Consider the following 21,711-nt stretch of genomic DNA (forward strand, 5'->3'; position numbering starts at 1 on the left):
GCGGAGGTCCGGGGTGCCGACATCACGCCAGGTTGCGGCCCTGTTCACGCCAGCGCGGCTGGTGGCCGCGGCACTCGGCTGCACCGCCGCCGTCGTGGTCAGCGGTTGCGGCGCCCCGACCGGCTCAGAAGGGCCCCCTACATCAGGAGCGTCCGCACCTGATGGGTCCGCTTCGGAAGGGTCCACCGGCATTTGGGAGCTGCTCGACGCGGCGGAGGTGGGACCGGACTCAACGGAGCTGCGGCTGGGCGTGACCCGGCTTGAATGCGCCGGCGGGGAGACAGGGACCGTGCTTGAGCCCGACGTTCAGTTCGAGAGAGGCCGGATCGTCATCCGGACGGACGTCGAGCCGCTGACCGGCGATGCCTACGACTGCCAAGGAAACAACACTGTGCCCGTGGTCGTGGAGCTGTCCGAACCGGTCGGAAACCGCGATCTGGTCGACGCGGCCTGCCTGGGCGGCGAAGCCGTGACTACTGCGTTCTGCGCGGACGGCCCCGTGCGCTGGAGCCCGTGACCGGCGGAAGACACGCGGCCCGCCACCGCCATCATGTGCTGCGGTGGCGGCTGGGCGATGCCTAGTACGTCCGCTCGACGGCGAACTGCAGCGGCGGCAGTTCGGCCCGGCGTCGCATCAGGTCGAGGGCGTGGGCATCCAGCCGCCGGTCCTCGTCGTCGCGCAGCATCAGCTGGGGAACTTCGGCGGCATGGCCGGCGTCCGTGCGGGTGACGAAGATGGTCATGCACTGGGTGGTGGGCCGCCACTCCCCGCCGCGCGGGTCGCGGGCGCGGACATGGACGGCAATGTGCATGCTGTGCGGGCCGGTGTGGATGAGCCGGGCCTCCGCCTCCACCAGGTCGCCGATGTGAACGGGGTTCAGGAAGTGGATGCCGCCCGAGTACACGGCCACCGCGTCCCGGCCGCACCAGGACATGGCGCAGGCCCGGGCCACTTCGTCGATCCAGCGCATCACGATGCCGCCGTGCGCGTTCCCGCCCCAGTTCACGTCCGAGGGCGCGGCCAGGAACCTGAAATGCTCCTTCGGCGTGGTGCCCGCATCCGTATAAGCCTGCGAGCGCATGGCATCCCGGATCTCCGCCCGCGCGGCGATCCGGCCGGCAGCGCCCTCGGCCAGCCGCGCCGATTCATCGTCCGACGGCGACCACTGCGGGATCGGTTTCGGGCGGCGGTCCTCGCCCATCGCCACGAACACCAGGATGCAGTCCATCGCGGGCCGGAACTCGCGTTCGCGGACGTCGGCCGCGTCGACCGTGACCACCACCTGCATGCTGGAGCGGCCGGTATGGACAATCCGCGCGTCAATTTCAATCAGGTCGCCGTTGCGGATCGGCCGGGTGAAGTGGACGTTGCCCACGTACGCGGTGACGCAGTAGCTCCCGCTGTACCCGGTGGCGCAGGCGTAGCCGGCCTTGTCGATCCACTCCAGCACCCGGCCGGCCTGCACCGTGGTCCCGTCCTCCGAGACATCGGTCGGTGAGGCCAGGAAGCGCAGGGTGATCCGGTCGTTCATGTCTGAATCGTAGTCTGTTGGCGGCGGCCGGGGCGCCTGCCGGGCACTGTCCGGTGGCCGGCACCGCGGGCGGCGCGACCGACCGGCTTCCGCCCCAGTGCCTACTCCGACCAGTCGTTGTTCTCGATGACCTCGACGAAGTCCCCGCGCTGGAATCCAGGCACGAAGTGGGCCAGAACGTCAGCCTTCACGTTGCCGAAAGTGGTTTCCGGGCGGTCCTTGATGCCTTCGGTGAAGGCGGCGAGGATTTGGTTTTTGAAGTCAGGTCTCGGGTGCGCGGCGGTCACGGCGGCGCGCTGTTCGTCGGTGACGGAGTCGTAGCCGATGCCCAGCACGTCCAGTTCGACGCCGCGGGTGACCAAGGCGACCTCTGGCGCCATATGGAGCGGAATCTCGGGGGTGGTGTGCAGGGCGATGGCGTTCCAGACCCGCTCGGCGGGCTCCCCGGTGATGCCATGGGCCTTCAGGAAGCGGCGTGCCTCGTCGGCGCCGTCGATCTCGAAGCGCTGGTCGGTGCGGCGGAAGCGCTCGGTCAGGCCCAGGTCGTGGAACATGGCTCCGACGTAGAGCAACTCGGGGTCGAATTCCACGCCCTGTTCGCGTCCGCGCAGAGCGCCGAAGACGAACACGCGCCGTGAGTGGTCGAACAACAGCGGGGATGCCGCCTCGCGCACCAGCTCGGTGGCCTCCCGCGCGAGGGCGCTGTCCGGAATCTGCACGCCAGCAATGGATTCAGCCATGGTGTAACCCTTTCTCTCTTGGTCCTATCCCTTCCATCCTCGCCCGGTCACGTACGCTGGTGCCATGTCTCTTCAGCCACAAAAACCACAGATTCGGCCATGACGCTGACGCACCGGATCGGTGTGATCGTTTTCGACGGTGTGACCATGCTCGACGTGACCGGTCCCGGCGAGGTGCTGCATCAGGCGGTGCTGGCCGGTCACCCGTATGAACCCGTCCTGATCTCCCCGTCCGGCGGCACGGTCACCACCTCCTCCGGACTTACCCTGTCCGGCACCACGGCGGCGGCCGACGCGGGGCCACTCGGAACGGTGGTGGTTGCCGGCGGGGACCCGCTCGCGCAGCACCCGCTCGACGACGGACTGCTCACCTCTGTTGCCCTGCTCGCCGAGGGCGCGGGGCGGGTCGCCTCCGTCTGCACCGGCGCCTTCGTGCTCGCCGAACTGGGTTTGCTTGACGGCCGCAGGGCCACCACCCACTGGCGGCATGCCGAGACCCTCGCCCTCCGCTACCCCAAGGTGCAAGTGGAGCCGGACGTCATCCACGTCCACGACGGCCGGTACATCACCTCAGCCGGCATCAGCGCTGGCATCGATATGGCCCTGTCGCTGGTGGAGGACGATCACGGGCAGGCAGCGGCCCGCAGGATTGCCCGTGAACTGGTGGTCTTCATGCAGCGCCCCGGCGGGCAGTCGCAGTTCTCCGCGCTCCCGGCACCCCCGTCCCGCACCAGCGTGCTGAAGAACCTAACGGCCTCCGTCCTGGCTGATCCGACGGCCGAGTACAGCCTTCCTGCCATGGCGGCGGCAGCTGCGGTAAGCCCCCGTCACCTGACGCGGCTGTTCCAAGCCGAACTGAACACCACGCCGGCCCGTTGGGTGGAAAGGGTCCGGCTGGATCGTGCGCAGCAGCTGCTGCTAGACGGCTGCAGCATCACAGCGGCGGCGCAGCGAAGCGGATTCGGCAGCGACGAGACCCTCCGCCGCGTTTTCGCCCGCCAGCTGGGCACCACGCCCACCGAGTACCGCCGTCGGTTCACCACCACGCAACCAGCCCCCGCCGCTGACGCGGAAGGGGCCGGATGGGAGGCGGACGAGACTGTCCTTGCTACCCGGCGGTGACCTGCCAAAGGTGGTCGTCAGGGTCGGCGAAGACCGCGGAGTAGCCCCAGGGTTGCTGGGCGGGCTCCATGACGATCTTGCCGCCGGCCTGCCTGGCCGTGGCGATGGTGTTGTCCACGTCCTCCGGCGAGGCGACCGGCAGGCCCAGCAGGCATTCGGTCTGCCCGCCGGTGGCGGTGGGCCGGTTATTGGTAACCCAGCCGAAGCCGCCGTGCGGCACGAACATCAGCCGCAGGCCGGAGTTCATATCGAACTGCAGCGGTTCGGGGATGCCGTCGTCGGCGGGTTCGCCGAATACGCTCAGGCCAAGTGCCGTGTAGAAGTCGAACGAGGCCCGGCGGTCCGCCGTCGGCAGCGCAAGAATCACTGGCCGATCGGCCGGTACGAGTGACACGGTAGGGTGCTCCTTCCGCTCGAAGGTTGCCATGCTCAGACGGACGCGGTCTCGGCCAGGATGGCGTCGATCTGCCCCATTGCGCTTTGCATGCCCTCGACCATGCCCATCTCGAACATCTTTTCCAGCTGCTCCGCGGATTCAAACCTGGATTCGGTGGTCATCCGGGTGCGCCCGCCAACGGATTCCAGCGTCACCGTGGCGTACGTAGTGCCCATGTCCGCGACCGGCTCTCCGTCGTCGTCGGCAAACCCGTCCTCAAACACCAGCTTGTTCGGGGCCTCGATGGTGGTGAACTTCCACCAACCGCCGGCCGTCTCGCCGTCCGGCCCGGTCATGTAGTAGCTGGCCTTGCCGCCGGGAGTGAACTCGTGCTTGCTGAAGGTGGCGGGCCACTCGGGCGGCCCCCACCAGCGCTCGAGTTGGCGTGGATCTTCCCAGATCTGCCACACGCGCTCGACGGGTGCGTCGAACTCCGCAACGAGGGTGAATTTGAGACCGTCAAGGTCCTGTTTGGTGTCGATAACCGGCATGATGGTGCCTTCCTATCCGTCGGCGAGAATGTCCTGGATTCGGTCAACCCGTTGCCGCCAGAGCATCTCGTATTCATCGAGCAGTCGACGCGCTCTTCGCACTCCTTCAGGATGAGGCCGCACCATCTGCTCCCTACCGTGCTTCTCTTTAACCACCAGGGAAGCCCGTTCCAATACCGCGACGTGTTTCTGCACCGCGGCGAAACTCATCTCATACCCAGCTGCCAGCCCCGACACAGAGAACTCCCCGGTGAGCACTCTCGCCACAATGTCGCGGCGGGTGGCGTCGGCGAGCGCCTGGAACAGGCGGTCCAACTCAAGGTCACTGACTTGATCTACAACCATTTGGTTGTAGGTTAGCCCTCGCTCGGGACGCGGTCAAGAGGTTTTGCAGAAAAGCCCGACGGCGGCACGCGGGTACCGCCGTCGGGCGCTTGGGGATGACGTGACGACAGCCGGTCGATGAACGGCTTCCGCGCCGTGGACTCATGGTTCTTACTACGCGGCCGGGTACTCGCCCTCGGCGAGCTTGTCGCCCCACGTGGTTTCCGGTTCGTCGCTGCCGGATTCCGGAGCTTCCCAGAGGGCCAGGTGGCACATGAAGTTGTCGGCGGTTGCGCCGTGCCAGTGCCATTCTCCTGCCGGGGTATAGACGGTGTCCCCGGGGCGGATTTCGATGAGTTCTTCGCCCCGTGACTGGACATAGCCGATGCCTTCGGTCACGTGGAGGGTCTGCCCGACGGCGTGCTTGTGCCAAGCGGTGTGCGCACCGGGAGTGAACCGGACCAGGTTGAGCCGGGTCCTGGAGGGCGCTTCACCGGCATAGTACGAGTTGAAGTACACGTCTCCGGTGAACCAGTCGGCCGGACCTTTGACGGTCGGGGTCTTGGGTTGCAATTGCGTGCTCATGCACGTTCCTTTCGTCGTCTTCAAGGACCATCCGGGCCGAGCTCTGGATGTTCAGGACTGCCGCTGCGTGCGCCTCGAACTAAACGGTGAGCAGCACCTTGGTGGCGCTCCGTTCGTCCATCGCGCGGTACGCCTTGGCGGCGTCTTCCAGCGGGAGCGTCAGGTCGAACACCTTGCCGGGCTCGATCTTGCGGTCCCAGATGAGCTGGATGAGTTCGGGAAGGAACCGGCGCACCGGGGCAGGCCCTCCGTGGAGGTGCACACCGGAGAAGAACAGGTCGAGGCCGTCCAGCTTCACATCGTGCGTGACACCCACGTAGCCGATGTGTCCGCCGGGACGTGTGGAACCGATCGCCTGCTCCATCGACTCCTGCGTGCCGACGGCCTCGACGACGGAGTGGGCGCCGAGTCCGTTGGTGAGCTCCTTGATCTTCGCAATCCCCGCGTCGCCTCGCTCTTCGACGAGGTCGGTGGCACCGAATTCGCGTGCCAGCGCCTGCCGGTCTGCGTGGCGGGACATGGCGATCACGCGCTCGGCGCCCAGCTGCTTGGCAGCCAGGATCGCCGACAATCCGACGGCTCCATCCCCGACGACGGCCACGGTCTTTCCGGGTCCCGCCTCGGCTGCCACGGCTGCGAACCAGCCGGTGCCCAGCACATCCGAGGCCGCCAGCAGCGAGGGAATGAGATCGGCATCCGGCATTCCGGGCGTAGGGACCAGGGTGCCGTCGGCCAGGGGGACCCGGATGAGCTCGGCCTGGGTTCCGACGGAACCCATCATCACGTTGTGCACGCAACGGGACTGGTAGCCCGCTTGGCAGATCTCGCAGGTGTTGTCGGACGCAACGAATGAACCGACCACGAAGTCGCCGACCTCCACGTTGCGAACATCCGCACCCACTTCGTCAACCACGCCGACGTATTCGTGACCCATCGGCGTTGGACCCGCAAGTTTCTCGATACCGCGGTACGGCCATAGATCCGAACCGCAGACACAGACTGCCGCCGCCCGGATGATGGCGTCGGTTGGCTCGAGGATGGTGGGCTTCTCACGGTCTTCGACCCGGACATCGCCCGGGGCATACATCACAACTCCACGCATGAGGAGTGCTCCTTTCGTTGGTACCTCACCAGTGAATCGCGCCCAACGCGCCCGCGGGAGTCCCTGTCGAAAGGTGTACCGACAGGGCACCCTTCGCGGGGGCGCGTTCACCTACCCTGAATGCATGGACAATCGGGCGGAGGTGCGGGATTTCTTGATGTCCCGCCGAGCGAAGATCACACCGGAACAGGCAGGACTGCCCGGCGGAGTGAATCGGCGCGTGCCCGGGCTCCGACGCACCGAGGTGGCCGTCCTCGCCGGCGTCAGCGTGGAGTACTACTCCAAGCTGGAACGCGGAGCGATCGCCGGGGCCTCGTCGTCCGTCCTTGAGGCGGTGGCCGGGGCGCTCCAGCTCGACGACACCGAACGCGCCCACCTCTTCGACCTCGCACGGACAGCAGACGGCATTCCCGCTTCCGGACGCCCTCGGCGGCGGGCCACGGCGCAGCAGGCGGCCCGGCCGAGCCTGCAGTGGGCCCTAGAGGCGATTACCGACGGTGTTGCCTTCGTCCGCGACCCCTATCAGAACCTGCTTGCGACCAATGCGCTGGGCCGCGCGTTCTATTCCCCGCTGATCGGCGACGGCGGACGCACACCCAATCTCGCGCGGTTCCAGTTCCTCGACCCGGCCGCCAAGTCCTTCTACCCCGACTGGGAACTGTTCGCCGGGATGTGCGTCGGCATCATGCGCACGGAAGCGGGCCGCGATCCGCATGACCGCGCGCTCCAGGACCTGGTCGGCGAGCTCTCCACCCAAAGTGATACTTTCCGCCGGCTCTGGGGCGCCCACGACGTGCGCACCCACGGTACCGGCACCAAACGCTTCAACCATCCTGTGGTCGGCGAGCTCACCCTCGCCTATGAAGAACTCGCCATCACGGCGGAGCCGGGCCTGGTCCTGATGGTCTACACGGCAGAACCCGGCAGCCCCTCCGCTGAACGGCTCCGGCTGCTCGCCAGCTGGGGCGTGGACCACAACCTGCCCGCCGCCCTGAATGAAAGAGAGCGTCCCGCACTCTAGGGCAGCATCCACCCCTCGTCGAGTCCCTGCGCCGGCAGTGGGTCCGGTGTGGCCGGGGACCGGAGGCAGGCACCGCCGTCGTGATTTGCAGTGGACGGGCGGTTGTAGAATTGATTGGCCGCTTTTTCAGCGCCGGCCTCTTCCCCTTCAGCAAGGTTGTTTTTCCCATGCCGCAATTCGCTTCCGCGCTCGCGCGGGGCCTGACCGTCCGCCACATCCGCTTCATGGCCCTTGGCTCCGCCATCGGCACCGGGCTGTTCTACGGTTCGGCGGCAGCCATCCAGGCCGCCGGACCGGCCGTGCTGCTGGCCTACGCGATCGGCGGTGCGGCCGTGTTCCTGGTGATGCGGGCACTGGGCGAGATGGCGGTGCGGCACCCGGTCTCCGGATCGTTCGGCCAGTATGCCAGCCGCTACCTGGGGCCGTTCGCCGGCTTCATCACCGGCTGGACGTTCGCGTTCGAGATGGCCATCGTGGCGATCGCCGACGTCACCGCGTTCGGCATCTACATGGGCTTCTGGTTCCCCGACGTGCCGCGCTGGATTTGGATCCTCGCCGTCGTCTTCTTCATTGCCGCCATCAATCTGGTCAAGGTCAAGGTCTTCGGCGAGACCGAGTTCTGGCTCTCGCTGGTCAAGGTGGTGGCGATCATCGCCATGATCCTGGGCGGCGCAGCGATCATCATCTTCGGCTTCGGCCTGCCGGCCGGGGCCAACCCGGGACTGGAAACCATGCTGGGGTCCGGCGGATTCTTCGCCAACGGGTTCTGGGGGCTGCTGGCCTCCTTCTCGATTGTGATGTTCGCCTTCGGCGGGATCGAGACCATCGGCATCACGGCCGGCGAGGCGGAGAACCCCAAGAAGGCGATTCCGGGCGCGATCAACACCGTGCCGCTGCGGATCCTGCTCTTCTACGTCTGCACGCTGGCCGTGCTGATGATGATCTCGCCGTGGGACCGGATCGACGGTTCCACCAGCCCGTTCGTGCAGATCTTCGACATGCTGGGCATCCCCGCCGCCGCGCACATCCTCAACGCCGTGGTGATCACCGCCGCCATCTCCGCCATCAACTCGGACACGTTCGGCGCCGGGCGGATGATGTATGGGCTGGCCGAGCAGGGCCACGCACCCAAGGCCTTCGCGAAGATTTCCCGTCACGGAGTGCCGTGGATGACCGTGGCGACGATGGCCGCGGTGCTGCTGGCCGGCGTCGTGCTTAATGCGCTCCTGCCGGAGTCCCTGTTCTTGATCGTCGCCTCGATCGCCACCTTCGCCACCGTCTGGGTGTGGCTGATGATCCTGCTCTCGCACATCGCGATGAAGCGGGAGATCGCGCGGAAGGGGCTGCCGACGTCGGAATTCCCGGTGCCGTTCTGGCCTGTCGCGTCCTACCTGGCGCTGGGGTTCATGGCGTTCATCGTGGTGCTGCTGGGCATCATGCCGGACACCCGGGTGGCGCTAATCGTGGGCTGCGCGTGGATCGGGCTGCTGTTCCTGGCCTACCGCTTCGGCGTCAAGGGTGCCGGGCGGCGCCGCGCTGACCTGGCCGACGAGACCGGGAAGGACGACGGCGGTGCCGCGGCTTCGGAGACGACGGCCGACGATGCCTCGGAGTCAGTGTCCGCACCGGCTGAGAACCGGTAACTGAACGCTACCGAGCCCGCCAGCCGCCAGTCAGTCGTAGTGATACCTGCAGGACGCAATCCTGATCTCGTCAGCCTCGAGACGATAGACCAAGCGGTGCTCCGCGCTGATTCGCCGCAGCCAGTAGCCGTGAAAGCCATGCTTGAGGGGCTCCGGTTTGCCGATGCCTTCGTTCCCGTTGCGGGCGATGTCACGAATGAGGTTGTTGATCCGCTTCAGCGTCTTGCGGTCCTGAAGCTGCCACCACTCGTAGTCAGCCCAAGCGTCCTCGTCCCACACGAGTTTCATTCGGCTAGTTCGTGCTCAACCCCATGCCCGCTTTCCAGCCGCTCAATTGAGGCCAACAAACGGCGGGCATTTGCCGGGTTGCGCAGCAGGTAGGCAGATTCTTTGAGCGACTCGTAGTCCTCCAAAGCCACCATGACCACCGGCTCATGTCCGGCGCGGGTGATGACCACTTCTTCACGGTCGTCAACCACCGAATTCAATGTTTCGGCGTATTTGGCCCTGGACTCTGAGTAAGACATGGTGCGCATGATGACCTCCTGACGTACTGAATATTGTACGTCCGAGGCCAAGAGCGGGACAAGGACGCAGGCTGCCAGCGCGGGCCAGCCTGCGACGCAGGAATATCAACACCGGAAGAGATGTTGACGTGTCCATGAAGATTGAGATCTGGTCAGACATCGCGTGCCCCTGGTGCTTCATCGGCAAGCGCCGCTTCGAGACGGCCTTGGAGGGCTTCGAACACAAGGACCAGATCGACGTCGAGTGGCGCAGCTACCAGCTGGATCCCACCCTGCCTGACCACTACGACGGCACCGAGACCGAGTACCTGTCCCGGATCAAGGGCATGCCGCAGGACCAGGTCAAGCAGATGTTCGGTCACGTGACCGCGCAGGCCGCGGGCGAGGGGCTGGACTACGACTTCGACAAAGTGGTGGTGGCCAACAGCTTCACCGCGCACCGCTTCCTGCACCTGGCCAAGGAACACGGCCTGATGGACCAGGCGAAGGACGCCCTGCTGTCCGGCCACTTCGAGCAGGGCAAGGACATCGGCGACACGGAGTATCTGGTGAGCACCGGCGTCGCACTGGGGATGCCCGAAGAAGAAATCCGCGAGACGCTGGCGGGCGACCGCTTTGCCGCGGAGGTCCGCGCCGACATTGCCGAGGCCCGTGCACTGGGAGTGAACGGCGTGCCGTTCTTTGTGCTGGACCGCAAGTACGGGATCTCCGGCGCGCAGCCGGCCGAGGCGTTTGCGCAGGCCATCCGGCAGGCGTGGAACGAACGCAGCCCGCTCACCGTGCTGCCGCAGTCGGCCAGCGCCGACGGCGCGGTGTGCGGCCCGGACGGCTGCAACTGAACTAACTGAGCAGCGCCGGCAGGCGATTCCGCACCGGCAGGACGTTTTCGAGCGTCCTGCCGGTTTGCTGTTAACTCACTTCGGTCCGCGGGACGGCGGCCCGTCGAGCAGGGTGGGGACGTACTCGAGCAGCTGGAGCCGGCCGTCGAAGGTCCTGCTGTCCACCATTTCGAGCGCGACGTCGGGGTAACCGTCGTAGATCCGCTCGGACCCCGTTTTGCCCGTGATCACAGGGAAGACGACCAGTCGGAACCGGTCCACCAGGCCCGCGGTCAGCAGCGACCGGCTCAGGCTGAGGCTGCCGAGCGTGCTCAGGGTCCCTGTCCTGGTCCGTTTCATCTCCTGCACGGCCTCGATGGCGTCCCCGCTGACAAGCTCCGAGTTCGGCCAGGCCAGCGGTTCCTGAAGAGTTGAGGAAAACACCACCTTCGGCACGGCGGCCAGACCAGTCAGGCTGGCCTCTTCCTCGGTGGAGAAGCCAGAGTCCGCGGCCGCAGCTTCCGCCGACATGCCGGACATCAGCCGATACGTGTTCGCGCCCATCAGGATGGTGTAGTCCTTCTGCCCCTCCTGATCGAGCCAGGCCAGGTATTCCGGCCCCTCCAAACCCCACCAGCCGGGCCAGCCATCGGCCGAGGCATACCCGTCCAGGGAAATGATCAGGTCCACCATCAGGTCAGCTGACGGCGCTGCTGCGGTTTCCTCGCCCATAGTGTTCTCCTCGGTCTGCTGCCGGCCGCCGGGTCCGCCGGCGGCGCCGGGTCCTTCGACCGCCGCCGGTCCGGGGCGGCGTCTGGCCGACATGCTACTCCCGGTGCGACAGGTTGTTGAAGGGTGGCTGGACGCACGTCCCGCCTGCGGGTGCCGTGTCCGGGCGCCGAGTGTGGGTGCCGAGCCCGGGTGCCGAAGCTCATAATGCCTCCCGCTCCGGCGGTGTGAGAACCGGCGGTAGAGTAAGAAGGCTTGGCAGTCCTCGTGGATGAGGATTTTGCCACGGACCCTTTTGTACCCGGTGACCGCTTGCCCTGCCTGTCCCGCAGTCCGGCTGTCCCGCGGTGGTCCGCTTCCCCTTGAATGTGGCGTCCGCTGCCCCTTGAGCGACGGCGGCGAAGAGCACCCTGACTGCATCACTGCGACGCGATTCCGCATGAGTGCAGGCGCACGCAATGGCAACGGCCGGTGTCCGGCCCGATTTTGGAGAGGACTGATAGCGGGATGGATCAGCAACCGGCGAGACTCTGGACGAAGAACTTCATTCTGGCGATCGTCGTCAACCTGTTCATCTCCATGGTCTTCTACATGCTGATGACCACCATGGCGCTCTACGCGGTGGACCGCTTCCAGGCCTCCGACACGGCCGCCGGCTTCGCCTCCAGCGCGTTCGTGCTCGGTTCGGTCATCGCCCGAATCTTCGCCGGACGACTGCTGGATCTGGTCGGCCGCCGGAAGCTGATCCTAGTGACCATGGCCATGTTCGTGGCCGCCTCGCTGCTCTACATCCCCACCGATTCACTGGCCTGGCTGCTGGTGCTCCGCATTGTGCACGGCATGGCCTTTGGTGCCGGAACCACCGCCGTGGCGGCGTCCGCGCAGACCCTGATTCCGCACACCCGGCGTGGGGAGGGGACCGGTTACTTCGGCTTGTCCACCACGCTTTCGACGGCGGTGGGCCCGTTTGTGGGTGTGCTGCTGGCGGGGCTGGGCAACTACGACGCGATGTTCTTCTTCAGCGCCGCCGCCTCCGTGGCCGCCTTGGTGGTGGCCCTGTTCCTGCGGGTGCCTGAGCTGCCGGCCGCGAAGCGCCCCGGCAAGTTCCGGATGAGCATGAGCGACATCTTCGAGACGGCCGCGCTGCCGATTTCCTGTGTCATTCTGCTGGCGGGAGCCTCCTACTCCGGCATCCTGACCTTCCTGACCTCCTACGCGGAAACCCGGGGATCCACCGGCGCGGCCAGCGTGTTCTTCCTGGTTTACGCGGGCGCCGTGCTGGTCTCCAGGCTCTTCGCCGGCCGGATCCAGGACCGCCGCGGCGACAACAGCGTCATGTACCCGACGCTGATCTCCTTCGTGCTGGGCCTGCTGCTGCTGATCCCCGAGCCCACCATCCTGACCATCATCGGCTCCGCGATTTTCAGCGGCATCGGCTTCGGCACCGTGATGTCCGGCGCGCAGGCGATCGCGGTCAAGGTCTCGCCGACCATTCGGATCGGCACTGCCACCTCGACGTTCTTCCTGATGCTGGACATCGGCGGCGGACTGGGCCCGATCGTCCTCGGCGCCCTCATTCCGGTGCTCGACTACCCGGGCATGTACCTGATGCTGGCCGTGGTCATGGTGCTGGCCACGCTGCTGTACTTCTTTGCGCATGGCCGGAAGGGCGGCCGGGCCGTCCGCGCCTAAGTCCTCAGGGGTTCCGGTCGCTATCCGGTCGGTTCGGTGGGGGCGGGCGAGAGCCGCGGACAGCTGAGCAGGCCCGGCGTTTGATCCACCCTGTTGACGGGAACCAGTTCTTTGTAGCCGGCGCCCACCACCACGTCCACGCTGGCGTCGGCGCGGTCGTCGGCCACGTACTCGGTGTCCGGGATGTTGCGCTGCAGGTTGAAGGCGTTGGCCTCGCCGGCCTTGCCGGAAACAACGACGGCGCTCATGCCGTAGAAGCTCAGGGTCTTGTTGCCCACGGAGCCGATGTCGTAGCCGCGATCGGCCAGTTGGGAGGCCACCTTGCTGCCCAGCCCCTCCAGCTGCGTGCCGTTGTAGACATTGAGCCGGAAGGAACCGTTGTCCGGATAGTCGTAGGTGCCGGCCGGGCAGGTGATGGGCACGGGCGGCGGCGGCGGGCCCCAGCCGGGAATCTTCAGGTCTCCGCGGGCCACGGCAGTGGCGGTCAGTACCGCGGCAATGACCAGCCCCACCAGCAGCACCAGCACCACCCCGTGCAGGATCCGGCGGTGGTAGATGTGCGGCTTCTCCACATTGCCGTCGTCTTCGAAGGCAACATCCAGATCGTCTTCGGTGATGACGCGTTGGCCCTGCCAGTCCAAGGGCTGCTTGGGCTGGCGTTTGGGTGGCTGCGGGATGCTGGTATCAGTCATCGACCACCAAAACCCTGGCGTGCAGGACGGCCCTCTGGTGGAGCGCCGTGCGGACCGCGCGATGCAGTCCGTCTTCCAGATACAGGTTGCCCTTCCACTGCACCACATGCGGGAAGAGGTCGCCGAAGAACGTGGAGTCCTCGGCCAGCAGGGCATCCAGGTCCAGCGTGGACTTGGTGGTGATCAGTTCGTCGAGGCGCACCTGCCGGGGCGGCACACCGGCCCAATCCTTGGGGCTGACGTGGCCATGTTCGGGATAGGGACGATGGTCGCCGACGGCTTTGAAGATCACGGACCCAGCCTAAGGAACTCCGGCGCTGAATGAAACGCAAACCGCTGAGAGCCGCCGACCGTGGCCAAATGGTTACGGTCGGCGGCTGCTGATGTCGGGGGGCGATTGAACACAACATCTCAGGCAACATTCCCTCCACCACCGCTTGGCACGGCCAGGTGAGCGCCCTGCCGGCGAGCGCCACTGCCATGCCGGTCGCGGCCCACGTCTTCAGGCCGCGGTGATCGGCACCTCGCGGACGCCAAGGATCTCGCCGGTGATCCAGTCCTCCCATTCGACCCGGAGCCGGTACTCCCCCGGCTCCGGCGGATGCAGAATCACGTCGTACCGCTCGGCGGCTCCGAAGGCCAGCACAGCGGTCAGCAGCGGGTAGCCCGCGTCCCGGCAGGTAGGCGACGGCGCACCCGGTACGGATGTGTCCCGGAACGGCCGGCCGTCATGGGCGATCAGCTCCGCCATCCGCACAGGTTCGCCGTCCGCCGTCGTAAAGTGCATGTGGTTGGGAAGGTAGTTGGCGTTCAGGATGCGCAGCAGCGTGGGTTTCTTGCCGCCTCCGGCCACGTTGGCCCGCAGCGCCGACAGGCTCCACACCCGGTTATCGCCGGAGCGGCGGCGGATCAGCTCGCCGCCCATCAGGTAAAAGTGCTTGGGCTCGAACCGGTTCAGCCCCACGTCTTCGCCGGAGAGCCCGGCCGCGTGGTGCAGTTCGTGCCAGCGCGGATCCAGCGAGTACGGGATCAAGATGGACTCGGTGTCGATGTCGTACTCCGGCCCGTCGACAAATGCCCGCCGCGCGCCCGGCGTCACCGGATAGTCGGGGTGGACCACCGGATCCACGATCACCGGGCCGAACATGCCCATCTGCGCGTGCAGCGTGGTGTTGACGTGGCAGTGGTAGAAGTAGGTGCCGGCCGCGCCGAAGTTGGGGTCTCCCGGCCGGCCGGGCTCCGGCGCCCACTGGTACGTGTAGGTGCCGCCGATCTCGAACGAGGTGTGCCCCACGCCGTCGTTGCGCGGGTCAGGCTCCAGCCCGTGCCAGTGGATGGTGTGCGGCCCCATCGACGGATGCACGGTGGCGTGGAAGATTTCCCCTTCCAGCGGCCGGATCAACGGACCGGGGAAGCCGCGTCCGGACTGCGGCGAATCGAAGCTCCACATTTCGAACTCCGCGCCGTCGTCGAACCGCAGGTCCCGGTTGAAGACCTCCAGGTAGACGGACGAGTGCGGCGTCTGCCGGAACTCCGTAACCGGGCGGTCCAGGTCCAGCTGGTCGGAGCTGAAGTCCACCTGGCTGCGGAACCTGTGCCGCGGGATCTCGTCGTCGTTGGTGGGCCGGGGGCTCGGCGTCGGCTGCTGGGTGGGCTGTTGCGTCGGTTCGGGCGTTGGTCCCGCGGTTGGTTCCGCAGTGGGGGACGACGTCGGTGCCTCCGTGGGCTGCTTCGTCGGCTCGTGCGTGGGGCCCGCTGTGGGCACGGTACTGGGCGAGGCCGTCGGTTTCGGTGTCGGTTTCGGCGTTGCCGTCGGCTTCGGCGTGGACGTCGGCGTCGGTTTCGGTGTGGGAGCAGTTGTCGGCTTGCCGCGGCGCTTCCGCTCGTCGTCGTCCTTCTTCTTGCGCGCCTCCGCCTCCCGCTTCTTCCGGTCCTCCTCGCGCTTGCGTGCCGCCGCGTCACGCTTCCGCTCGGCTTCCAGCCGCTTGCGCTCCTTCTCCGCGCGCTTGCGGGCTTGCTCCGCCTTGCGCTTGCGGGCCTTCTCCGCCTCGCGTTTGGCCTGCTTGGTGGATTTCCGATCGTCCGGGTCCCGCCGCAGCGGCACGGTCACGTTGCTCATGCTCCCTCCCCGGGAATCGGTGCCTTCAGGTTCCAGTGCGCCACCAGGCCGCCCGGATACATGCCGCCGGCCGCGGTTTGCGACGGTTCGGCGTGGCAGTGCATCGGGTACTCCCAGTCGGTGGTCCGGGCGTTCCAGACCTGTTCAAGGGAATCCGGCGGCCGCTTGACCGGGATGATGCAGTCCTTCCGGTCCATCGGCTCCAGCTCCACCACGTCCTCCCACTGCTGAAGCACCACGTGGCCTTCCTTGTCCACGTACCCGTCGTGCCGCGGCCAGTGGTAGTTGTTCCGCCGCACGGTCCAGAGGTGGTTCCCGTGGAAGTGGATCTGGTGGTAGACGATCCCGGAGTTGATCAGCCGGACCAGCTGGCCGCCGCGCAGGGTGCCGGCGGTGGTGCCTTCGCCGAACTGGCGCACGTCCAGCTGCCGCGGATACCCGGAGACCAGCGTTTCTTCTTCGCTGGCCAGATTCAGCGCCTCGTTCCGGGTCATCGCCAACGACTCGTAGCCGCTGCGTCCGTTGAGCGTGAAGTACCGCGGCACCGCCTTGGTCTGCAGCGGGTCAACGGTGCCGCCGGCGGCCTCGATCGCCGCCCAGTTCGACTCCACCGCGTGGCAGATCCACACCCACTGCCGCTCGAAACTGGCCTTGCCGGGCGTGATGTCCCACTGGTGCACCGGGTCCATCACCACCAGCGCGCCGAACAGCCCGAGCGTCCGCTCCACGGGAGCGTTGGTCGGATCCGTGTAGATGTACGTGCCGGCCGGCGGGCAGGGCAGCTCCAGCAGGGCGCTCTCCCCCGGCGCAATCGGACCGGTCCCGGCGTCCGCATGGTTTGGTCCGACGTCGTGCAGGACAAACTCATGGTCCATGGCCAGCCGGTTGTGCACCCGGAAGCGCAGCGTCGAGCCGACCTCGGCGATGATGGTCCGCGCCGGGAAGTAGCTGGCCCAGTGGTTGCGCCGGATGAAGTACTGCCCGGGGTTCGCGGGATCCGGGCCGTACGGCAGCGGGGTGCCGCGAGGAGGCAGCGCGGCACCCAGCGGATAAGTCCGCGATTCCACCAGCCGGCCGTCCGCGGTGAACACCTTGGGCACCACGGCCAGGCTGGGCGAGGCGTCGCGCAGCTCGGTGGGCCGGTCGCCGAAACCGCGATGGTAGACCAGCGAGTCGTCCACCATCTTCAGGTAGCCCTCGTTGATGTACAGGTCCAGCACGCCCGGGAGGGGCACGACGGCGGAGGGCCGGGTTCCGGTGGCGGCGGACTGAGCGGGGCGCCTCGGCCCAGCCGCTGTTGCCTGAGCCGGTGCCGCACCGCCCAGTCCACCCAGGGCCAGCGCGCCGAGCCCGGCGGCGGCCCCGTATTTGAGGAAGTTCCAGCGCCCCACGCTGGCGGCCCTACCCGTGGCGCCGTGGTCCGGCTCCGAAACTTGTTCAGTCATGATGGCCGCCTTCGTCCAGCCAGCCGGGTCTGAGCGCCACCCGGGGCACCTGCAGTTTCAGCGGCGCTGAGTGCAGCCACGGATCGGTGAACTCCGCCGAGAAGCTCTGTGCGTCCGCCGGCACCAAGAAGCTGATCAAGAAGCGTTCGGTACTCCAGGGTGCCAGCGCCACGGCCTCCCCCGAGTCCCGGTTGGTCACCGTCGGCCCGCCGTCGCCGATCTTCAGCCGCAGCTGTCCGGGCGCAAACAGCACGTTGCCGTCCGAAGCGTTCTGCACTTCCAGTTCCACCAGCAGGTGGTCGCCCCAGGTCATGTTGGCCGGCTGCGGCGCCGTCGCCACGATGGCGCCGTGGCCAGCGTGCCCGGAGTCACCCGGTGATGCGCCGGCCGCTGCGGACCCCGCTGCCGGCCCCGCCGCAGCGGAGGTCCCCGCGCCCGAGGCGGGAACACCGCCGTCGTACGCCAACCGATGCTGGCGCTCCGCGGACACCAGCCGCACGCTCCCGAAGGACGTTTCCACGCCTCCCGGACCCAAGCCGCCCGCCCGTTGCTGGCTGGCCGTGAGTAAACCGGCACCCCCCGCGACGCCGGCGACTCCGGTTCCAACAAGTAGTCCAAAAACACGGCGCGAGAGACCGGACGGCAGGCTCGCGCTGCCCTCCGGTTCCGATGCGACCGCGCTATCCCCAATTAGCGTTGTCATTGCGGTACCGCTTCCATTCCCCCATGGATGTTAGAGACACATCCTTGCCCCGCCAGCTTGGGAAAAACTGGAGGGGTTCAAACCGTCCCGGTGGGCGACCATACTGGGATCATGACCCTCACCGCCGGTGCCCCCGTTCGCCCCGAGCAGCCACCCATCGGGCTGTTGCTGGACGTCGACGGGCCGGTCTCCTCGCCGGTGACCCGCACGGTGCCGCCCGAGATCATCCACTCGTTGCTGGTGATGGCCAAGCGCGGCTGGCCGATCGTGTTCAACACCGGGCGCTCGGACCATTTCATCCGCGAGCAGGTGATGGAGCCGATGCTGGCTGCCGGGATGCCGGCGGGAGTGCGCTGCTACGCGGTCTGCGAGAAGGGCGCCGTCTGGTTCAGCTTCACCGCGGACGGCCCCGGCACCATCCATGTGGACCACACGCTGGCCCCGCCGCAGGAGTTCGCCGCCGAAGTGCGCAAGCTGGTCAGCTCGGGCTACTCCAGCCTCATGTTTTTCGATGAGACCAAGAAGGCCATGGTGTCCGTGGAGCAGGTGGTGGGCACGGAGAACCGGGAGTACCGCCGGGTGCAGGAAAAGTTCGACGCCGAGGTCCTGGCTTTGATGCGCCGGTTCAACATGGGTGCCACCCGGCTGGATCAGCACCTGCCGGACAGCGACGACCGGATTGACTACCGGGTGGATCCGAACATCATCGCCACGGACATCGAATCGGTGCAGCTGGGCAAGGACCTAGGCGCGCAGCGGGCGCTGGAGATGCTGGCCGCCGACGGCGTGGTGCCGCACGCGTGGCGGACCATGGGCGATTCGCGCACCGACTATGCCATGTCCGACCTGCTGCACCACCACGGGCATGCCGTGCTGCACGTGGATGTGCGGCCGGCGGAGGGAGTGCCGGAGAAGCCGTACCCGGTGCTGACCGCGGCACACCTGGGCTTCCCGAAGGCCGTCCACGAGGAAGCCGGCGCGGCGTTCCTGCGGACCTGGGCCGCGATCGCGCAGACGCTGTAGGCAAGGGACGCGCCAGGCTCGGGGCGCCCAGAGCGCGGGGAGCATGCGGTGCCCAGGCCGGGCGGCGGGGCGCATTGCTCGCCGGATTTCCCCGCACGTCAAGGAAAACTTTGCAGCCGCAGCAAATCGTAACGTCCGTAACAATTGACAGCGGAGCCGGTGCTAGCCTGCCAGCATGAACGCTTTTCAGGGAACCATTCCTGTCCTCGACATGAGCACCGCCCGGCTGGCGGACGGCAGCTTCAATCCGGACTTCATCGACCAACTGCGCGACGCCGCGCACCGCGTCGGTTTCTTCCAGATTGTTGGCTACGGCGCGGCCGACGGCCAAGTGGCCGAGCTCTTCGACGCGATCAAGCGCTTCTTCGAACTGCCGCTGGACGAGCGGCTCAAGCTGGACAACCGGAATTCCCCGCACTTCCGCGGCTACACCCGGATGGGCACCGAGCGGACCCAGGGCCGGGCCGACGCCCGCGAGCAGCTGGACTACTCGCCGGAGAGCGAGCCGGTCACCGACTACTCGGACGACCAGAAGTACTGGCTGCTGCGCGGCCCGAACCAGTGGCCGGACGCCGTGCAGCCGGACCTGCGCGAGAGGGCGATGGCGTGGGCCGAACTCATGTCATCGGTGGGCCACGACTTGCTGGCCGCCATCGGCGTCGGACTGGGCCTGCCGGAGAACTACTTTGACGAGCCGTTCGCCGACACCCCGCACTGGATGGGCAAGCTGGTGCACTACGTGGGCGGCGTCGTGGAAGAAGCCGGCGACCAGGGCGTGGGCATCCACGCCGACTACGGTTTCGTCACCCTGCTGCTGCAGGACATGATCGGCGGTTTGGAGGTCCGGCCGCCGGAGTCCGAGGAATGGCTCCCGGTGGAGCCGATCGAGGGCGCCCTGGTGGTAAACTTGGGCGAGATGCTGGAGGTCGCTACCGACGGCTACATCACCGCCACCATCCACCGCGTGCAGGCTCCGCCGCCCGGCGTGGACCGCTACTCGGTGCCGTTCTTCTGGTCGCCGCGGTTGGACGCCGTGATCGATCCGGTTCCGCTGCCGGACGAGCTCAAGGCCGAGTCCCGCGGACGCACCGACGACCCGACCAACCCGATGCTCTCCAGCTTCGGCGCCAACATGCTCAAGGGCCGACTGCGCGCCCACCCGGACGTGACCGAGAAGTACTACCCGGAGCTCCTCGCCAAGAAGTAGCAACGCCCGGCCCCGGGTGGTCGACCAGGTCAGCCAAGCCCCGGCGGTCGATCAGGTCAGCCCCGGTGGTCGACCAAGTGAGCCAAGCGCCGGTGGTCGACCGAGTGAGCGCCAGCGAACGCGCGGAGACCCGCTTCTCCCGTGCACAACCACCGCCGGCGCCCCCATAATGGCTGTGTGGGCAACATCCTGATCCGCTGGCGCGATGAGCTGCGCGGCACGTTTGCCGGACAGAGCGACACCGTCCCGCAATGGGAACTCGAGCTGGAAAACGGCGACGACGCGGGCTACTTGGCGCCGGATTCCGCGGTCTGGACGGTCCACCGCTCGATGACCACCCTGGTGGCGGGCATCCGCTCCCTGCTCACCCAGACGCTGCACCCTGGGGCGCTGGCCGGCGTTGATGACTTCTCCGCCTATCGCGCCGCCCCGCTGGCCCGGCTGGCCAACACCATCCGCTGGATCTTCACCGTGACCTACGGTGACACCGCCGCGGCCAAGTCAGCCTGTGACTTGGTGCTGCAGTTGCACGAACGTGTCCGCGGCACCTACACCGACTCGGCCGGCGAGCAGCAGTCGTACTACGCCAACGATCCGCATCTGCTCCGCTGGGTGCACCTGACCTTCACCGACGCCTTCGTCACCTCCCACTTGGCTTACGGGGGCCGGCTGCCCGGCGGGCCCGATCAATATGTGGCCGAATGGGCCAAAGCCGGCGAGCTGATGCAGGTCACCGATCCGCCCCGGACCTTCGCCGAACTGCGCCGCCAACTGGACAGCTACCGGCCGGAACTCACCGCCTCGGCTGCCATGCAGGAAACAGTAGAGTTCGTCCGCCATCCGCCGCTGCCCCGCTCCCAACGGCTGGGCTACAGCGTCCTGTTCGCCGCCGCCGTCGAGACCCTGCCCGAGGATCACCGCCGCCTGCTGGGGCTGCGGCCGATCACTCCGCTGCCGCTGCGGCTCCTGATCAAGCCGGCCACCTGGCTGGTGCTCGGGGTCGTCCGGTTGGGCCTGAGCAAGACCGGCCCCAGCGAAGCCGCTGCCCGCCGCCGGATCGCCCGGCTCCGCCAGCAGGCCTGACAGTTCCGGGGTGGACGTGCCCGATACGCCTGGCGCAACTGCCCACGTCTTGGGCCGCCGCGCCGGGCGACTACCGGTCGGAGCGGCGACGGCTCGCGGAGCGGCGAAGACTCGGCTCCACGGCCCGGTCGGGCAGCAGTACCGGGCTGCGTCTGTCCATGTTTTGGTGACGACTGAGATAAACCCGCAGGTCAGGGCCGTTTGGATCTCCAAGACGTGGACAGTTATTGCTGAACATGGACAGCCACGCCGAAATCTCGGCGAACCCAAGCGGTCCCGCGCGGACGTAGTCGGGCCTAGGCGGACCTCGGGCGACACAGACCACTTAGGCGGCGCCAAGCACCGTCGTCGTCGTTAGTGAAAAACAGCGGCCCCGGTCTGCAGTGCAGATCGGGGCCGCTGTTTTTGGCGGAGGATGGGGGATTTGAACCCCCGAGGGCGTGAACCCAACACGCGTTCCAGGCGTGCGCCATAGGCCGCTAGGCGAATCCTCCAGATGTTTTGCTCACAAGAGCAGATACCAGAGTACCCGAAACCCGGCCGATCTGCCGAATCGAGCAGATGCGCAGCGGGCGCGGGCCATCTAGCTCTGGACGGCATCCGCAGGTGTGGAAACGGCCATCTTGAGGCTTGGCACGGACGGGCTCGGGCACAATCTCCGGGCGCGAAACAGGCAG

24 protein-coding genes and 1 tRNA gene are annotated in these 21,711 nt (G+C 67.2%); 9 read left to right on the forward strand and 16 right to left on the reverse strand.

The features are described from left to right. Positions 1-13: 13 nt before the first annotated feature. Positions 14-517 (forward strand): hypothetical protein, encoded by a 504-nt coding sequence (locus MNQ99_RS17735; protein WP_241913914.1) that lies wholly within the window; start codon positions 14-16, stop codon positions 515-517. A 61-nt stretch (positions 518-578) separates the two neighbouring features. On the opposite strand, the gene MNQ99_RS17740 is transcribed toward MNQ99_RS17735, so the two are convergent. Next, a complete protein-coding gene (locus MNQ99_RS17740; RefSeq protein WP_241913915.1) occupies positions 579-1,532 on the reverse strand; it encodes an acyl-CoA thioesterase in 954 nt (317 codons plus the stop codon). A 101-nt stretch (positions 1,533-1,633) separates the two neighbouring features. Continuing rightward, complete coding sequence (locus MNQ99_RS17745; RefSeq protein ID WP_241913916.1) at positions 1,634-2,272, reverse strand: HD domain-containing protein; 639 nt, start codon at positions 2,270-2,272, stop codon at positions 1,634-1,636. Positions 2,273-2,371: 99 nt separating this feature from the next. Between MNQ99_RS17745 and MNQ99_RS17750 the strand changes: the two genes are divergently transcribed. Next, complete coding sequence (locus tag MNQ99_RS17750; RefSeq protein ID WP_241913917.1) at positions 2,372-3,394, forward strand: GlxA family transcriptional regulator; 1,023 nt, start codon at positions 2,372-2,374, stop codon at positions 3,392-3,394. Here MNQ99_RS17750 and MNQ99_RS17755 read toward each other — a convergent pair. The 5 genes from MNQ99_RS17755 to MNQ99_RS17775 all read right to left on the reverse strand — a co-directional run bounded on the left by MNQ99_RS17755 (position 3,381) and on the right by MNQ99_RS17775 (position 6,332). Further along, positions 3,381-3,788, reverse strand: a complete 408-nt coding sequence (locus MNQ99_RS17755; protein ID WP_241913918.1) for a VOC family protein — start codon at positions 3,786-3,788, stop codon at positions 3,381-3,383. The two genes, MNQ99_RS17750 and MNQ99_RS17755, sit on opposite strands and share 14 nt — an antisense overlap. A gap of 35 nt (positions 3,789-3,823) precedes the next feature. Beyond that, positions 3,824-4,321 (reverse strand): SRPBCC family protein, encoded by a 498-nt coding sequence (locus MNQ99_RS17760; RefSeq protein WP_241913919.1) that lies wholly within the window; start codon positions 4,319-4,321, stop codon positions 3,824-3,826. Between the two features lie 12 nt (positions 4,322-4,333). Further along, the gene (locus MNQ99_RS17765; protein ID WP_241913920.1) at positions 4,334-4,666 is read right to left on the reverse strand and encodes an ArsR/SmtB family transcription factor; all 333 of its coding nucleotides are present in this window, start codon (positions 4,664-4,666) and stop codon (positions 4,334-4,336) included. Positions 4,667-4,819: 153 nt separating this feature from the next. Further along, complete coding sequence (locus MNQ99_RS17770) at positions 4,820-5,230, reverse strand: (R)-mandelonitrile lyase (protein WP_241913921.1); 411 nt, start codon at positions 5,228-5,230, stop codon at positions 4,820-4,822. Between the two features lie 79 nt (positions 5,231-5,309). Continuing rightward, positions 5,310-6,332, reverse strand: a complete 1,023-nt coding sequence (locus MNQ99_RS17775) for a zinc-dependent alcohol dehydrogenase family protein (protein WP_241913922.1) — start codon at positions 6,330-6,332, stop codon at positions 5,310-5,312. Positions 6,333-6,456: 124 nt separating this feature from the next. Here MNQ99_RS17775 and MNQ99_RS17780 point away from each other — a divergent pair, with 124 nt between their 5' ends. Both MNQ99_RS17780 and MNQ99_RS17785 read left to right on the forward strand, forming a co-directional pair. Further along, positions 6,457-7,353, forward strand: coding sequence for a helix-turn-helix transcriptional regulator (locus tag MNQ99_RS17780; protein WP_241913923.1), 897 nt, complete (start codon positions 6,457-6,459; stop codon positions 7,351-7,353). A 167-nt stretch (positions 7,354-7,520) separates the two neighbouring features. Continuing rightward, a complete protein-coding gene (locus MNQ99_RS17785; RefSeq protein ID WP_241913924.1) occupies positions 7,521-8,996 on the forward strand; it encodes an amino acid permease in 1,476 nt (491 codons plus the stop codon). A gap of 30 nt (positions 8,997-9,026) precedes the next feature. Here the strand turns inward: MNQ99_RS17785 and MNQ99_RS17790 are convergent, their stop codons facing one another. Both MNQ99_RS17790 and MNQ99_RS17795 read right to left on the reverse strand, forming a co-directional pair. After that, positions 9,027-9,284: a Txe/YoeB family addiction module toxin gene (locus MNQ99_RS17790; RefSeq protein WP_241913925.1), complete on the reverse strand. Its 258-nt coding sequence runs from the start codon at positions 9,282-9,284 to the stop codon at positions 9,027-9,029. Then, the gene (locus tag MNQ99_RS17795) at positions 9,281-9,532 is read right to left on the reverse strand and encodes a type II toxin-antitoxin system Phd/YefM family antitoxin (RefSeq protein WP_127514147.1); all 252 of its coding nucleotides are present in this window, start codon (positions 9,530-9,532) and stop codon (positions 9,281-9,283) included. The genes MNQ99_RS17790 and MNQ99_RS17795 overlap by 4 nt, the downstream gene beginning before the upstream one ends. A gap of 125 nt (positions 9,533-9,657) precedes the next feature. Between MNQ99_RS17795 and MNQ99_RS17800 the strand changes: the two genes are divergently transcribed. Further along, the gene (locus MNQ99_RS17800) at positions 9,658-10,362 is read left to right on the forward strand and encodes a DsbA family oxidoreductase (protein ID WP_241915418.1); all 705 of its coding nucleotides are present in this window, start codon (positions 9,658-9,660) and stop codon (positions 10,360-10,362) included. 75 nt (positions 10,363-10,437) lie between these two features. Here the strand turns inward: MNQ99_RS17800 and MNQ99_RS17805 are convergent, their stop codons facing one another. Further along, complete coding sequence (locus MNQ99_RS17805) at positions 10,438-11,073, reverse strand: dihydrofolate reductase family protein (protein ID WP_241915419.1); 636 nt, start codon at positions 11,071-11,073, stop codon at positions 10,438-10,440. A gap of 504 nt (positions 11,074-11,577) precedes the next feature. On the opposite strand from MNQ99_RS17805, the gene MNQ99_RS17810 reads away from it, so the two are divergent. Then, entirely contained in the window at positions 11,578-12,762 is a 1,185-nt protein-coding gene (locus MNQ99_RS17810; RefSeq protein WP_127514141.1) for an MFS transporter, read from the forward strand. Positions 12,763-12,782: 20 nt separating this feature from the next. Here MNQ99_RS17810 and MNQ99_RS17815 read toward each other — a convergent pair whose 3' ends face one another. From MNQ99_RS17815 to MNQ99_RS17835, 5 genes are all read right to left on the reverse strand, one after another. Beyond that, a complete protein-coding gene (locus MNQ99_RS17815; RefSeq protein ID WP_127514139.1) occupies positions 12,783-13,454 on the reverse strand; it encodes a LytR C-terminal domain-containing protein in 672 nt (223 codons plus the stop codon). Continuing rightward, positions 13,447-13,746, reverse strand: coding sequence for a type II toxin-antitoxin system VapB family antitoxin (locus tag MNQ99_RS17820; RefSeq protein ID WP_127514137.1), 300 nt, complete (start codon positions 13,744-13,746; stop codon positions 13,447-13,449). Before MNQ99_RS17820 ends, MNQ99_RS17815 begins: the two co-directional genes overlap by 8 nt. Before the next feature lie 210 nt (positions 13,747-13,956). Next, complete coding sequence (locus MNQ99_RS17825; RefSeq protein WP_241913926.1) at positions 13,957-15,573, reverse strand: multicopper oxidase domain-containing protein; 1,617 nt, start codon at positions 15,571-15,573, stop codon at positions 13,957-13,959. Then, on the reverse strand, positions 15,570-17,018 hold the full coding sequence (locus MNQ99_RS17830) for a multicopper oxidase domain-containing protein (RefSeq protein ID WP_241913927.1): 1,449 nt from the start codon (positions 17,016-17,018) through the stop codon (positions 15,570-15,572). The genes MNQ99_RS17825 and MNQ99_RS17830 overlap by 4 nt, the downstream gene beginning before the upstream one ends. After that, positions 17,011-17,538 carry a hypothetical protein gene (locus MNQ99_RS17835; protein ID WP_241913928.1) on the reverse strand — a complete coding sequence of 176 codons (528 nt, stop codon included), beginning with the start codon at positions 17,536-17,538 and terminating at the stop codon, positions 17,011-17,013. Before MNQ99_RS17835 ends, MNQ99_RS17830 begins: the two co-directional genes overlap by 8 nt. Positions 17,539-17,832: 294 nt before the next feature. Between MNQ99_RS17835 and MNQ99_RS17840 the strand changes: the two genes are divergently transcribed. The 3 genes from MNQ99_RS17840 to MNQ99_RS17850 all read left to right on the forward strand — a co-directional run bounded on the left by MNQ99_RS17840 (position 17,833) and on the right by MNQ99_RS17850 (position 21,034). Beyond that, the gene (locus tag MNQ99_RS17840) at positions 17,833-18,744 is read left to right on the forward strand and encodes a Cof-type HAD-IIB family hydrolase (protein WP_241913929.1); all 912 of its coding nucleotides are present in this window, start codon (positions 17,833-17,835) and stop codon (positions 18,742-18,744) included. 175 nt (positions 18,745-18,919) lie between these two features. After that, a complete protein-coding gene (locus MNQ99_RS17845) occupies positions 18,920-19,951 on the forward strand; it encodes an isopenicillin N synthase family dioxygenase (protein ID WP_241913930.1) in 1,032 nt (343 codons plus the stop codon). Between the two features lie 177 nt (positions 19,952-20,128). After that, the gene (locus MNQ99_RS17850; RefSeq protein ID WP_241913931.1) at positions 20,129-21,034 is read left to right on the forward strand and encodes an oxygenase MpaB family protein; all 906 of its coding nucleotides are present in this window, start codon (positions 20,129-20,131) and stop codon (positions 21,032-21,034) included. Positions 21,035-21,440: 406 nt separating this feature from the next. Here the strand turns inward: MNQ99_RS17850 and MNQ99_RS17855 are convergent. Then, positions 21,441-21,528: transfer RNA gene (locus MNQ99_RS17855), tRNA-Ser, on the reverse strand. Positions 21,529-21,711 lie beyond the last annotated feature (183 nt).

This window comes from Arthrobacter sulfonylureivorans (assembly GCF_022637435.1).
GTDB lineage: Bacteria > Actinomycetota > Actinomycetes > Actinomycetales > Micrococcaceae > Crystallibacter > Crystallibacter sulfonylureivorans.